We start from the raw sequence: 13,032 nt of genomic DNA on the forward strand, positions 1-13,032 counted from the left end.
GTCGAACGATGGCACGACTGCGCAGGAGACAAGCTTGACGCACATCAATCCCTACGACCTGGGCCTGGACCGCAATGCGGCCAATTTCGTGGCGCTGACGCCGCTGTCCTTCCTGGCGCGGGCCGCGCATGTGTTCCCGCAGCGCACCGCGCTCATCTACGGCGGGCGCCGCCAGAGCTGGGCCACGACCTATGAACGCTGCCGCCGCCTGGCCAGTGCCCTCGCGCAGCGCGGCGTGGGTCCTGGCGACACGGTCGCCTGCATGCTGCCCAACGTGCCCGCCATGTACGAGGCCCATTTCGGCGTGCCGATGACGGGCGCCGTGCTCAACACGCTCAACACCCGGCTCGATGCGCAGGCCATCGCCTTCATGCTCCAGCATGGCGAGGCCAAGGTGCTGCTCACCGACCGCGAGTACGCTGGCGTGGTGGCCCAGGCCCTGAGCGCGCTGGGCCCGCACCGGCCGCTGGTGATCGAAGTGGACGACGACACGGCGCCGCCCGGCGCGCGGCTCGGCGAGATCGGCTACGAGGACTTCCTCGCTGCGGGCGATCCGGCCTTCGACTGGCAGCCGCCCTCCGACGAATGGAATGCCATCGCGCTCAACTACACGAGCGGCACCACCGGCAACCCCAAGGGCGTGGTCACGCACCACCGCGGCGCCTACCTCAATGCCGCGAGCAATGCCCTGGCCTGGAACCTGCCCGAGGGTGCGGTCTACCTGTGGACGCTGCCGATGTTCCACTGCAACGGCTGGTGCTTTCCGTGGACCACCGCGCTGATGGCCTGCACCAGCGTGTGCCTGCGGCGGGTCGATCCAGCCGCGATCTACGGGCTGATCCGCGAGCACCGCATCACGCACCTGTGCGGCGCGCCCATCGTCTACAGCCTGCTCATCGCCGCTCCCGCTGCGCTGCGCGAGGGCATCGCCCATCCCGTGAAGGGCCTGGTGGCCGGCGCCGCGCCGCCGGCCGCGGTGATCGAGGGCTGCGAGGCCGCGGGCATCGCCATCACCCATGTCTACGGCTTGACCGAGGTGTACGGCCCCTCCGCCGTGTGCGCGCAGAAGCCCGAGTGGGCGCAGCTGCCGCCGGTCGAGCGCGCCCGCATGAACGGCCGCCAGGGCGTGCCCTATCCGCTGCAGGAGGCGGTGACGGTCCTGGACCCCGCCACGCTGCAGCCCGTGCCGGCCGACGGCGAGACGGTGGGCGAGATCTTCTTCCGCGGCAATGCGGTGATGAAGGGCTACCTCAAGAACCCGCGCGCCACCGAGGAGGCCTTTGCCGGCGGCTGGTTCCACACCGGCGACCTGGGCGTGCTGCATCCCGACGGCTACGTGAAGATCACCGACCGCAGCAAGGACGTGATCATCTCGGGCGGCGAGAACATCTCGTCCATCGAGGTGGAGGACGCGCTGCACCACCACCCCGCCGTGCTGACTGCCGCCGTGGTGGCCATGCCCGACGCCAAGTGGGGCGAGGTGCCCTGCGCCTTCGTCGAGCTCAAGCCCGGCATGGCGGTGGACGAGGCCGCGCTGCTGGACTTCTGCCGGCCGCTGCTGGCCCGCTTCAAGATGCCCAAGCGGATCGTCTTCGGCGAGCTGCCCAAGACCTCCACCGGCAAGACCCAGAAGTTCGTGCTGCGCGAGCGGGTGCATTCCGCACGCGCCATCGAATGACCCTTTTTCCCTTGACGGAGACGACCATGAGCGACACCGCCGCCCTTTATCCCCCGCCCACCGCCCTGGCCGCGAAGGCCCATGTCTCCGGCCGCGCCGCCTACGACCGCCTGGTCGCCGAAGCGGACGCCGACCCCGAGGGCTACTGGGGCCGCCTGGCCCGCGAGTACGTGGGCTGGAAGACGCCTTTCACCCGCGTGCTGGACGACAGCCGCGCACCCTTCTTCGAGTGGTTCAACGACGGCACGCTCAACGCCAGCTGGAACTGCCTGGAACGCAACATCGAACGCGGCCTGGGCGCCAAGACGGCGCTGATCTTCGAGGCCGACGACGGTGCCGTCACGCATGTCAGCTACCGCCAGCTGCTGGTGCGGGCCAACCGCATCGCCAACGCGCTGCGCGCCCTGGGCGTGAAGAAGGGCGACCGCGTCGTCATCTACATGGCCATGTCCATCGACGGCGTGGCCGCCATGCAGGCCTGTGCGCGCATCGGCGCCATCCACTCGGTGGTGTTCGGCGGCTTCTCCGCCCACGCCCTGCGCGACCGCATCGCCGACACCGGCGCCTGTCTGGTCATCACGGCCGACCAGCAGGTGCGCGGCGGCAAGCAGCTGCCGCTCAAGGCCATCGTGGACGAGGCGCTGGCCCAGGGCGGTTGCGCCAGCGTGCGGCATGTGGTGGTGGCGCGGCGCACCGGTGCGGCCGTGCCCTTCCAGGCGCCGCGCGACCTGTGGCTGAACGAGCTGGTCGACGGCCAGAGCGAGCATTGCGAGCCCGAATGGGTGGAGGCGGAGCATCCGCTCTTCCTGCTCTACACCTCGGGCTCCACCGGCACGCCCAAGGGCGTGCAGCACGCCACCGGCGGCTACCTGCTGCATGCGGCCCTGACCTGCCACTGGACCTTCGACATGAAGGCCGACGACATCTTCTGGTGCACGGCCGACATCGGCTGGGTGACGGGCCACACCTACATCGCCTACGGGCCGCTGATGCTGGGTGCGACGCAGATCGTGTTCGAGGGGGTGCCCACGTACCCCGATGCCGGCCGCTTCTGGAAGATGATCGAGGCGCACCGCGCGACGATCTTCTACACGGCGCCGACGGCCATCCGCTCGCTGATCAAGGCCGCCGAGGCCAACGAGGCGGTGCACCCGGCCCGCTACGACCTGGCGAGTCTGCGCATCCTGGGCTCGGTGGGCGAGCCGATCAACCCGGCCGCCTGGACCTGGTACCACCAGCATGTGGGCGGCGGGCGCTGCCCCATCGTCGACACCTTCTGGCAGACGGAGACGGGCGGGCACATGATCACGCCGCTGCCCGGCGCGACGGACCTGGTGCCGGGCTCCTGCACCCTGCCCTTCCCGGGCATCGCGGCGGCGGTGGTGGACGAGACGGGCAACGAGCTGCCCTGGGGGCAGGGCGGCATCCTGGTGGTCAAGCGACCCTGGCCATCGATGATCCGCACGATCTGGGGCAATCCGGAGCGCTTCCGCAAGGGCTACTTTCCGGAAGAATTCCAGGGCCGCTACTACCTGGCGGGCGACGGTGCGATCCGCGATGCGAAGACGGGCTACTTCACGATCACGGGCCGCATCGACGACGTGCTGAACGTGTCGGGCCACCGCATGGGCACGATGGAGATCGAGTCGGCCCTGGTGGCCAAGACCGACCTGGTGGCCGAGGCGGCGGTGGTGGGCCGTCCGGACGACACCACGGGCGAGGCGATCTGTGCCTTCGTGGTGCTCAAGCGGCCGCGCCCGACGGGCGAGGAGGCGAAGGCCCTTGCGAACGAGCTGCGCAACTGGGTGGCCAAGGAGATCGGACCCATCGCCAAGCCGAAGGACATCCGCTTCGGCGACAACCTGCCGAAGACGCGCAGCGGCAAGATCATGCGCCGGCTGTTGCGCAGCATCGCGAAGGGTGAGGCGATCACGCAGGACACGTCGACGCTGGAGAACCCGGCGATCCTGGAGCAGCTGGCGCAGACGAACTGAGGGGGTTGGTCAGGCGGGTCGTTCCGGTTGGATCGGTTGCATTGGTCGCATCGGTCGCATCGGTCGCATCGGTCGCATCGGTCGCATCGGTCGCATCGGTCGCATCGGTCGCATCGGTCGCGTCGGTCGCATCAGTGCCGGAACGGTAACCCGGCAGAGGACGTCGGCATGCGCGCTCCCGGTGCACGCTCGCGCCGACCGGCTTGCCCCACTACACGGGTGCTCGCTCTCCACCGACGTGCTTGCCGCACTGCACGGCGCCGCGAATGGCACCTCCGCACGCACACCGCCATCCTCCGCCTCGACGCTGCGCGCGCGAGCCCATCCCCTCTGCGCTCGGGGTCACGCGGCTGACGCCGCTGGTGAACTGCCGCCCCCAGCAGGTCCGCCGGCAACTCCCTCTGTGCCGTGCCCCGTATTGCACCGCCCCTAGCGCCGCTTCGCGTCGCGGTACACGTGCGTCGCTTCTTGCGCGTCACGGGTCACATCACCGGCATCCGATGATCGCAACGGCATCGGCACCTCGGCAGTTATTGCGCTGTCCCTCCGTTGGCGTCGGTACCGAATTCCGGCGGTTCAGGCGCAATGTCGAGGCGGAGGATGGCGGTGTGCGTGCGGAGGTGCCATTCGCGGCGCCGTGCAGTGCGGCAAGCACGTCGGTGGAGAGCGAGCACCCGTCCGGTGAGGCAAGCCGGTCGGCGCGAGCGTGCACCGGGAGCGCGCATGCCGACGTCCTCTGCCGGGTTACCGTCCCGGCGACCTGTTCGACCTGTTCGACCTGTTCGACCCGTTCGACCCGTTCGACCCGTTCGACCCGTTCGACTCGTGCTACCCGTGCTAGCCCTGCTAGCCGTGCGGCCTATGCGAGCTGCACGCGCTGGGCAAGCAGTACGACCTTCGCGGCCGGGGCGCAGCCGTGGCTCATAGCAAGGAACCACACGGCCTGCCTCCCGGACCTAGGCACCTGACCGCCCGACGCAGCACTCAGCTCCGCACCGGTACCACGGCCGCCAACTCCTCGCGCAACCACCGGTGCGCCGCATCCTGCTGGTGCCGCAGATGCCACACCATGTACATCGGCAACGGCGGACAGGCGACCGGAACCGCCACGCTGGCGAACTCGCGCATCAGGCCTTCGCCTAACAACCCCGGCACCGTCGCCAGCAACGGCGTGCCACGCAGGAAGGCCGGCAGGCCGGCGAAGCCCGGCACCGTGACCACGAAATGCCGCTCGATGCCTCGCGCCGCCAGCGTCTCGTCCAGCGCCATGCGGCGCTGCGGCGGATAGACCACGGTGGCATGGTCCGCGGCCAACCATTCGCGGCGCGTGGCCGGCGCCGCGCGCACGGCCGGGTCGTAGAAGACGCGCCAGCGGTCCTCGAACAGGCGCTTCTGCACGATGTCGCTGCCCTCGGGCGGGCGGGGGCTGACCACCAGCTGGCACTGGCCGCTGCGCAGCATCTCGGCCGTGGGCACGTCCGAGGGCAGCACCCGCAGCACCAGTCCCGGCGCCTGTGCCCGCAGACGCGCGGCCAGGGGCACCAGCAGCACCTCGCGCTGGAAGTCGTTCGCGGCGATGGTGAGCACGCCGCGCCAGGCGGCCGGATCGAAGCGGGCATGCCGCGCAAAGGCCTGCAGCTGCGCCAGCAGCTCGCGCGCCTGCGGCGCCAGCGCCTGGGCATGGGCCGTCGGCACGATCCCGCGGCCCGACTTCACGAACAGCGGGTCGCCCGTGATGGCGCGCAGCTTGTCCAGCAGGTGGCTCACGGCCGACTGCGTGACACCCAGACGCTGCGCCGCGCCGGTGATGGAGCCCGTCTCCACCACCGCCACCAGCAGGCGCAGCAGCCGCGCATCCAGATCCGACCAATCGAAATCGCTCATGCAATCCATGATGATCCATCGGTTTATCTTTGGCAACGGCGGGCGAATACTGGTGGCCTTCCTTCACCACGGGATCGACGAGGAGACCGCATGACCACCCCCGCGCCAGCAACGCCCATCGAGGGCACCACCCTGTTCGACGGCGATCAGGCCCGCAAGGGCTATGCGCTCAACAAGATGTGCTTCTCCTTCAACGAAGAAGCCAACCGGCAGGCCTTCCTGGCCGACGAGGAGGGCTACATGCGCCGCTACGGCCTCAATGCCGAGCAGGCCGCGGCCATCCGCGCGCGCAACGTGCTGCAGCTGATCGCTGCAGGCGGCAATGCCTACTACCTGGCCAAGTTCGCGGGCATCTTCAAGCTGGACATGCAGGACATCGGGGCCCAGCAGACCGGCCTGTCCAAGGACGAATTCAAGGCCAGGCTCGTCGCGGCCAACTTCCAGTAACCCGGACCCGGAGACACCCCATGGCCAAGATCATCGGCGGCATCGGCACCTCGCACATTCCCGCCATCGGCAACGCGATCCACAAGGGCCTGCAGGCCGAGCCCTACTGGAAGCCCTTCTTCGACGGCTATCCGCCCGTGCACGACTGGCTGGCGACAGCCCGACCCGACGTGGTGGTCATGTTCTACAACGACCACGGGCTCAACTTCTTCCTCGACAAGATGCCGACCTTCGCCGTGGGCGCGGCGGCGCAGTACGCCTCGGCCGACGAGGGCTGGGGCATTCCGGCACAGCCACCCGTGGGCGGCGAGCCGGCGCTGTCGTGGCAGCTGATCAACACGCTGGTCGATCTCGAGTTCGACATCGTCAGCTGCCAGGAAATGCTGGTGGACCATGCCTGCACGCTGCCGCTCAAGCTGCTGTGGCCGCAGGGCGACTGGCCGGTGACGATCGTGCCGGTGTGCATCAACACGGTGCAGTTCCCGCTGCCCAAGGCCAGCCGCGTCTATGCGCTGGGCAAGGCCGTCGGCGAGGCCGTGGCGGCCTGGGGCGAGGACCAGCGCGTGCTCTTCGTCGCCTCGGGCGGGCTGTCGCACCAGCTGGACGGCACGCGCGCCGGCCACATCAACAAGCGCTTCGACCTGCAGTTCATGGACAGCCTGCTCACCAACCCGGAATGGGCCACGCAGTTCTCGGTGCACGAGATCGTCGAGAAGGCCGGCACCCAGGGCGTGGAACTGCTCATGTGGCTGGCCATGCGCGCGGCGCTGACGGCGGCGGGGCCATCGGTGCGCAAGGTGCACAGCAACTACCACCTGCCGATCTCGAACACCGCGACGGCGCTGCTGGCGCTGGAGACGGCCTGAAGCGCGCGGCCCCGCGATCGGGGCGGCTGCCAAACCGCGAGCCCCATGAATGAACAAAGGCCTGCGGGCAGTCGCCTCGCAGGCCTTTTCGTCTTTGGGCCGACAGCGCTTACTTGCTGGCCGTGCGGTGCAGCTCGGACTCCGGCACCGTCTTGAGCTCGCCCGGCAACGAGGCGATGTACTGGGCCAGCTGCTTGAGCTCGGCGTTGCTGTAGGGCTTGACCTGGGTACTCATCACCGCATTGGAGCGGCCGACCATCGGATGGCTGGTCTTGTAGGCCTTGAGCGCCACGAAGAGGTAGTCGCCGTACTGGCCGGCCAGCTTGGGCACCGTGGCGTCGTTGGGGGTGTTGAAGTTGGCGCCGTGGCACTTGGTGCAGCTGTTGTCGGCGTTGCGGGCGATCAGGGCCTGGACCTTGTCGCTGGGCGCCTTGGCGGTGGCCGGCGGGGCGGCGCCGTCGTTCATGCCAAGGGCCGAGTAGTAGGCGGCAAGGTCGGCGATGTCCTGCTCGGTGAGGGTGTCGGCGATGGCCCGCATGGTGGGGTGCTTGCGGTCTCCACCCTTGTAGGCGGTGAGCGCCGCCGTGATGTAGCCGGCGCTCTGGCCCGCGATCTTGGGCACCTTGTGCACTTCGGGGAAGCTGGCCTGGTAGCCCACGATGCCGTGGCAACCCACGCACATGGCCACCTTCTTCGCGCCGTTGTCGGCATTGCCCGTCACCTTCTGCGCGGAGGCCACGCTGGTCACGCAAGCGACAGCGAGGGCAAACATCGTGGTCAACAGCTTGTTCATTTTGCGCGCAAAATCTCGTGAGGACTTGGGGGATCGGCGGGCGATTATAGGAAGCCGACCCTTGCGCCGACCCGCTGGAAAGCCCTGATCGCATGTGCATCGGGCGCACCTTTCTCCCGCTTTTCCCCACTGCAAGCCATCCATGAAATTCAAGGGTTCCGACAACTACGTCGCCACGCAGGACCTGATGCTGGCGGTCAATGCCTCCATCACCCTCAAGCGCCCGCTGCTGGTCAAGGGCGAGCCGGGCACCGGCAAGACCATGCTGGCCGAAGAGGTCGCCAGCGCACTGGGCCTGCCGCTGTTGCAGTGGCACATCAAGTCCACCACCAAGGCGCAGCAGGGCCTGTACGAGTACGACGCCGTCAGCCGCCTGCGCGATTCGCAGCTGGGCGACGAGCGCGTCAAGGACATCCACAACTACATCGTCAAGGGCGTGCTGTGGCAGGCCTTCACGGCCGACGAGCCGGTGGCGCTGCTGATCGACGAGATCGACAAGGCCGACATCGAATTCCCCAACGACCTGCTGCGCGAGCTGGACCGGATGGAGTTCTACTGCTACGAGACGCGCCAGCTGATCAAGGCCAAGCACCGGCCGGTGGTGTTCATCACCTCCAACAACGAGAAGGAACTGCCCGACGCCTTCCTGCGCCGCTGCTTCTTCCACTACATCAAGTTCCCCGACGCCGAGACCATGCGCCGCATCGTCGAAGTGCACTTCCCCGACCTCAAGCAGGAACTGCTGGCCGCGGCGATGAAGACCTTCTACGACGTGCGCGGCCTGCCCGGCCTCAAGAAGAAGCCGTCGACCTCGGAGCTGCTGGACTGGCTCAAGCTCCTGGTGGCCGAGGACATCCCGCTGCAGGCCCTGCAGAGCAAGGACGAGAAGGTCGCCGTGCCGCCGCTGGTGGGCGCGCTGCTCAAGAACGAGCAGGACGTGACCCTGTTCGAGAAGCTGGTCTTCATGCAGCGCAACAACCGCTGACCGTCGCCGCACGTCCACGACCCTCCTGATCGCGCCGAGCTGCCATGGCCTTCGTCGAACCCGTTGAACTGAGCGAACGTGGCGTGCGCCTGGTGCCGCTCACCTCGCAGCACGAGGCCGGCCTGGCGGCCGCCGCCGCCGACGGCGCGCTGTGGAACATCCGCGTGACCTCGGTGCCGGAGCCGGAGAACACCGCCACCTACATCGCCCAGGCGCTGAAGATGCGCGAGGACGGCAACCGCCTGGCCTTCGCGGTGCTCGACGAGGCCAGCGGCACGGTGCTGGGCACTACCAGCTACCACGACATCGTGCCCGCCATCCGCCGGGTGGAGATCGGCTATACCTGGTACGCGCAGCGCGTGCAGCGCACGCATGTCAACACCACCTGCAAGCTGATGCTGCTGCGTCACGCCTTCGAGACGCTGCAGTGCCACGTGGTGGGCTGGCGCACCGACAACTTCAACTTCGCCAGCCAGCGCGCCATCGAGCGCCTGGGCGCCAAGAAGGACGGTGTGATCCGCGGCCACGCCCTGCGCCGCGACGGCACCATCCGCGACACCGTGATGTACAGCCTGCGCGCCGGCGAGTGGGCAGAGGTGAAGGCGCAGCTGCTGTATCTGATGGACAAACCCCGTCTTGCCTCAGGAGGCTGACATGAGCGCACTCCCGAAAGAAATCGCCCAACTCGGTGTGCACGAGAAGCTGCAACTCGTCGAGGATCTGTGGGACAGCATCGACCAGGACCTCATGCCGCCGATGAGCGAAGAACTCAAGGCCGAGCTCGACCGTCGCTGGGCGTGGGTTCAGGCAAATCCCGGCACCGCATGCACGCCCGCCGAACTCGCCGCATCGCTGGGCGTCCGGCTCTGAATCGATGCAGTTCGAAGTGCATCTCGAGAAGCCCGCGCAACAAGACCTGCGCATGGCCTTCGAGTGGTACGAAGCGAAGCAAACGGGCCTTGGCGCCGAACTCCTGCGCAGTGTCGCCGCTTTGGTGGAATTGCTTTCGCGCGATCCGCAGCACTTCCGCCACGGGCCTGGCGCCTATCGCAGCGCCAAGCTGCGCCGCTTTCCCTACGCCATGCACTATCGGATCGAAGGCCAGCATGTCCATGTGCTGGCGTGCGTCCATTTCCGCCAGAGTCCCGAGCGCTGGCCAGGAGCCTGACCCATGCTGATCGACTTCTTCTACACCCTGCGCGCGGCCAAGCTGCCCGTGTCGGTCAAGGAATACCTCACGCTGCTGGAGGCCCTGCAGGCCGACGTGGTGGGCCCGAACTCGGACGATGCCTTCGGCATGGACGACTTCTACTACCTCAGCCGCACCGCGCTGGTGAAGGACGAGAAGCACTACGACAAGTTCGACCGCGCCTTCGCCGCCTACTTCAAGGGCGTGGAGATGCTCACCGACTTCACCAAGGAAGTGCCGCTCGACTGGCTTCGCCAGGTGCTGGAGAAGGAGCTCACGCCCGAGCAGAAGGCGGCCATCGAGAAGATGGGCTGGGATGAGCTGATGGAGACGCTCAAGAAGCGTCTGGAGGAACAGAAGGAGCGCCACGAGGGCGGCAGCAAGTGGATCGGCACCGGCGGCACCTCCCCCTTCGGCAATGGCGGCTACAACCCCCAGGGCATCCGCATCGGTGGCGTCGGCAAGAACAAGAGCGCCGTGAAGGTGTGGGAGCAGCGCGCCTACAAGGACTACGACGACACCCAGGAGTTGGGCACGCGCAACATCAAGATGGCGCTGCGCAGGCTGCGCCGCTTCGCGCGCGAGGGCCACGAGGACGAGCTGGACCTGGACCAGACCATCAGCCGCACCGCCGCCAATGCCGGCTACCTCGACATCAAGATGCGGCCCGAGCGCCACAACAACGTCAAGGTGCTGCTGCTGATGGACGTGGGCGGCACCATGGACGAGCACGTCGCGCGCGTCGAAGAACTCTTCTCGGCCGTCAAGACCGAGTTCAAGCACCTGGAGTTCTATTACTTCCACAACTGCGTCTACGACTTCATGTGGAAGAACAACCGCCGCCGTTTCAGCGAGAAGTTCGCGACCTGGGACATCATCCGCAAGTACAACAAGGACTACAAGCTGGTGTTCGTGGGCGACGCCACCATGAGTCCCTACGAGATCCTGCAGCCCGGCGGCAGCGTCGAATACAACAACGAGGAGCCCGGCGCCGAATGGCTGCAGCGCCTGACGCATGCCTTCCCCAAGTTCGCCTGGATCAATCCCGAGCCGCAGGGCGTGTGGCAGTACCGCCAGAGCATCTCGGTCATCCAGCAGCTGATGTCCCAGCGCATGTTCCCGCTCACGCTCAAGGGGCTGGAAGACGCGATGCGGCTGCTGTCCAAGTAGCACAAGCCAGCCGACGGCATATCGGCAAGGCCCCGCAGGACGGGCGGCATTCCGACAAGGTGGCCCGGGGGCCGATGCCAGAATGGCGCCCCATGCCCAGGGTGGATTCCCGTCGACCGACGCCGGCAGGCACGCCGGCGTTTCTTTTTGTTCTGCTGCTTCTCGCCGCCCTGCTGCTGCAGGGCTGCAGCCTGCTGCCCGGCCGCCACAAGGACGACAAGGCGGGGGCCGACGATGCGCCCTCGGCCCTCACGAGCAACGGCAAGGACGATGCAGGCGGACGGCACGGCTTCAACGTGCGCGTCGAAGGCCCCAAGGAGGCCCGCGAGCTGCTGGAGCAACACCTGGAGCTGCAGCGTTACCGCCGCCTCGACGACCTGCAGCTGGCCGAGATCTCCCGCCTGATGGTGGCCGCCGACGCCAATGCGCGCGAGCTGCTGGGCACGCTGGGCTATTTCACGCCCACGCTCAAGATGGAACTGGTGGACCTGCCGGCCGACGCCGCCGTGCCCTACGAGGTCCGCATCCAGGTCGACCCGGGCCCGCGCACCAAGGTGACGGCGGCGCAGGTGGACTTCGCCGGCCCCATCGCCACGGACACCGACGACAAGACCGCCGCCCAGCGCAAGGCCATCCGCGACGGCTGGACGCTGTCGGCCGGCCAGGACTTCACCCAGTCCGCCTGGGACGGCGCCAAGAACGCCGGCCTGCGCAAGCTGGTGGCACAGCGCTTTCCCACCGGCAGCATCTCGCTGAGCCGCGCCGACGTGGACGCCGATGCCGGCACGGCGCGGCTGTCGGTCACCTACCAGTCGGGCCCGGCCTACCGCTTCGGGCCGCTGGAGGTGCGCGGCGCCGAGCGCTACAGCGTGGACGGCGCACGGCGCATCGCCCGCGTGCCCTCCGGCCAGCCCTACGACCAGCAGGAGCTGCTCGACGCCCAGGCCCGCATGGCCAGCAGTGGCTACTACGACTCGGTCTTCCTCACGCTCGACACCGACGCCGACCCGCAGGCCGCCACCGTCGTCGCCCAAGTGCGCGAGGCCAAGCTGCAGAAGATCGTGCTGGGGGCGGGCTTCACCTCCGACTCCGGGCCGCGGCTGTCGGCCGACCACATCCACAACCGCATGCCGCTGCTGGACTGGCGCGCGGTGACCAAGCTCTCGGTGGACCGCAATACCCGTTCGCTCAACACCGAATGGAGTGCGATCCCGGGCGACGACGGCTGGCGCTGGATCACCTCCGGCGAGCTCAAGCAGGACCTGTCGGGCGACTACGAGGTCGACAGCGGCCGGGCCCGCTTCGGCCGCAGCAAGTCCGACCCCAAGATCGACCGCGCCTACTACCTGCAGTACGACTACGCGCTCAACCGCGGCGTGGGCGCGCCGCCTTCGGCCTCGGCCCTGAGCGCCAACTGGTCGTGGACGGGCCGCTACTTCGACGATGCGGGCGCGCCGCGACGCGGCTGGGGCCTGGGCCTGGAGCTGGGTGCCGGCTACACCCTGAGCGGCGCCCAGCGGCCGTTCACCCGCGCCGACGTGCGCTCGCTCTACATCCTGCCGCTGGGCCGCGTGGCCGAGGGCGACACGGCCGGCCTGGCACGGCAATCGCGGCTGGCGCTGCGGGCGCAGGTCGGCGCCGTAACGGCCAAGGACGATGCGCAGATCCCCTCCACCCTGCTCTTCCTGACCGGCGGCGACACCAGCGTGCGCGGCTATGCCTACCGCTCCATCGGCACCACCAATGCCAGTGGCGCCACGGTGGCGGGGCGCTACCTGGCCGTGCTCAGCGCCGAATGGCAGAAGCCGCTGGTCTTCGACAACAAGGTCTCCGCCTGGGAAAGCGTGGTCTTCGTCGACGCCGGCAGCGTGGCCGACCAGGTGAGCCAGCTCAACAAGCCGCAGGTGGGCGTGGGCGTGGGCGCGCGCTGGCGCAGCCCGGTGGGCCCGGTGCAGGCCGACCTGGGCTATGGCGTGGAAACGCGCAAGTTCCGGCTGCACCTGCGCCTGGGTTTCAGCTTCTGACG

Annotated in this window: 12 protein-coding genes; 10 read left to right on the forward strand and 2 right to left on the reverse strand. The window is 68.3% G+C overall.

What is annotated here, in order from left to right; genetic code table 11:
• Positions 1–34: 34 nt before the first annotated feature.
• Complete coding sequence (locus DFR41_RS10405) at positions 35–1,678, forward strand: acyl-CoA synthetase (protein ID WP_114802631.1); 1,644 nt, start codon at positions 35–37, stop codon at positions 1,676–1,678.
• Between the two features lie 26 nt (positions 1,679–1,704).
• Entirely contained in the window at positions 1,705–3,672 is a 1,968-nt protein-coding gene (gene acs / locus DFR41_RS10410; protein WP_017758004.1) for an acetate--CoA ligase, read from the forward strand.
• A gap of 984 nt (positions 3,673–4,656) precedes the next feature.
• Here the strand turns inward: acs and DFR41_RS10420 are convergent.
• A complete protein-coding gene (locus DFR41_RS10420) occupies positions 4,657–5,565 on the reverse strand; it encodes a LysR family transcriptional regulator (protein ID WP_114802633.1) in 909 nt (302 codons plus the stop codon).
• Between the two features lie 81 nt (positions 5,566–5,646).
• Here DFR41_RS10420 and DFR41_RS10425 point away from each other — a divergent pair, with 81 nt between their 5' ends.
• Positions 5,647–6,003, forward strand: a complete 357-nt coding sequence (locus tag DFR41_RS10425) for a protocatechuate 4,5-dioxygenase subunit alpha (RefSeq protein ID WP_017759642.1) — start codon at positions 5,647–5,649, stop codon at positions 6,001–6,003.
• Between the two features lie 20 nt (positions 6,004–6,023).
• Positions 6,024–6,869, forward strand: a complete 846-nt coding sequence (locus DFR41_RS10430; protein WP_114802634.1) for a class III extradiol dioxygenase family protein — start codon at positions 6,024–6,026, stop codon at positions 6,867–6,869.
• A 109-nt stretch (positions 6,870–6,978) separates the two neighbouring features.
• Here DFR41_RS10430 and DFR41_RS10435 read toward each other — a convergent pair whose 3' ends face one another.
• Complete coding sequence (locus tag DFR41_RS10435; protein ID WP_017759644.1) at positions 6,979–7,662, reverse strand: c-type cytochrome; 684 nt, start codon at positions 7,660–7,662, stop codon at positions 6,979–6,981.
• A 142-nt stretch (positions 7,663–7,804) separates the two neighbouring features.
• Between DFR41_RS10435 and DFR41_RS10440 the strand changes: the two genes are divergently transcribed.
• The 6 genes from DFR41_RS10440 (at position 7,805) to DFR41_RS10465 (ending at position 13,030) form a co-directional block, all read left to right on the forward strand.
• Positions 7,805–8,647 carry an AAA family ATPase gene (locus DFR41_RS10440; protein WP_017759645.1) on the forward strand — a complete coding sequence of 281 codons (843 nt, stop codon included), beginning with the start codon at positions 7,805–7,807 and terminating at the stop codon, positions 8,645–8,647.
• A gap of 44 nt (positions 8,648–8,691) precedes the next feature.
• A complete protein-coding gene (locus DFR41_RS10445) occupies positions 8,692–9,300 on the forward strand; it encodes a GNAT family N-acetyltransferase (protein WP_114802635.1) in 609 nt (202 codons plus the stop codon).
• Between the two features lies 1 nt (position 9,301).
• Positions 9,302–9,517, forward strand: coding sequence for an addiction module protein (locus DFR41_RS10450; RefSeq protein ID WP_017759647.1), 216 nt, complete (start codon positions 9,302–9,304; stop codon positions 9,515–9,517).
• 4 nt (positions 9,518–9,521) lie between these two features.
• Positions 9,522–9,815 (forward strand): type II toxin-antitoxin system RelE/ParE family toxin, encoded by a 294-nt coding sequence (locus tag DFR41_RS10455; RefSeq protein ID WP_114802636.1) that lies wholly within the window; start codon positions 9,522–9,524, stop codon positions 9,813–9,815.
• Positions 9,816–9,818: 3 nt separating this feature from the next.
• A complete protein-coding gene (locus DFR41_RS10460; RefSeq protein ID WP_017759649.1) occupies positions 9,819–11,006 on the forward strand; it encodes a vWA domain-containing protein in 1,188 nt (395 codons plus the stop codon).
• Between the two features lie 92 nt (positions 11,007–11,098).
• On the forward strand, positions 11,099–13,030 hold the full coding sequence (locus tag DFR41_RS10465) for an autotransporter assembly complex protein TamA (RefSeq protein WP_114802637.1): 1,932 nt from the start codon (positions 11,099–11,101) through the stop codon (positions 13,028–13,030).
• The last annotated feature ends 2 nt before the right edge of the window (positions 13,031–13,032 follow it).

Source organism: Pseudacidovorax intermedius (assembly GCF_003350475.1).
Classification (GTDB): domain Bacteria; phylum Pseudomonadota; class Gammaproteobacteria; order Burkholderiales; family Burkholderiaceae_C; genus Xenophilus; species Xenophilus intermedius.

Bases quoted from the DNA above. Each gene is read 5' to 3' on its own strand.
- acs (WP_017758004.1), top strand. From the start codon at position 1,705: ATGAGCGACACCGCCGCCCTTTATCCCCCGCCCACCGCCCTGGCCGCG.
- DFR41_RS10420 (WP_114802633.1), bottom strand. From the start codon at position 5,565: ATGGATTGCATGAGCGATTTCGATTGGTCGGATCTGGATGCGCGGCTG.
- DFR41_RS10425 (WP_017759642.1), top strand. From the start codon at position 5,647: ATGACCACCCCCGCGCCAGCAACGCCCATCGAGGGCACCACCCTGTTC.
- DFR41_RS10430 (WP_114802634.1), top strand. From the start codon at position 6,024: ATGGCCAAGATCATCGGCGGCATCGGCACCTCGCACATTCCCGCCATC.
- DFR41_RS10435 (WP_017759644.1), bottom strand. From the start codon at position 7,662: ATGAACAAGCTGTTGACCACGATGTTTGCCCTCGCTGTCGCTTGCGTG.
- DFR41_RS10440 (WP_017759645.1), top strand. From the start codon at position 7,805: ATGAAATTCAAGGGTTCCGACAACTACGTCGCCACGCAGGACCTGATG.
- DFR41_RS10445 (WP_114802635.1), top strand. From the start codon at position 8,692: ATGGCCTTCGTCGAACCCGTTGAACTGAGCGAACGTGGCGTGCGCCTG.
- DFR41_RS10450 (WP_017759647.1), top strand. From the start codon at position 9,302: ATGAGCGCACTCCCGAAAGAAATCGCCCAACTCGGTGTGCACGAGAAG.
- DFR41_RS10455 (WP_114802636.1), top strand. From the start codon at position 9,522: ATGCAGTTCGAAGTGCATCTCGAGAAGCCCGCGCAACAAGACCTGCGC.
- DFR41_RS10460 (WP_017759649.1), top strand. From the start codon at position 9,819: ATGCTGATCGACTTCTTCTACACCCTGCGCGCGGCCAAGCTGCCCGTG.
- DFR41_RS10465 (WP_114802637.1), top strand. From the start codon at position 11,099: ATGCCCAGGGTGGATTCCCGTCGACCGACGCCGGCAGGCACGCCGGCG.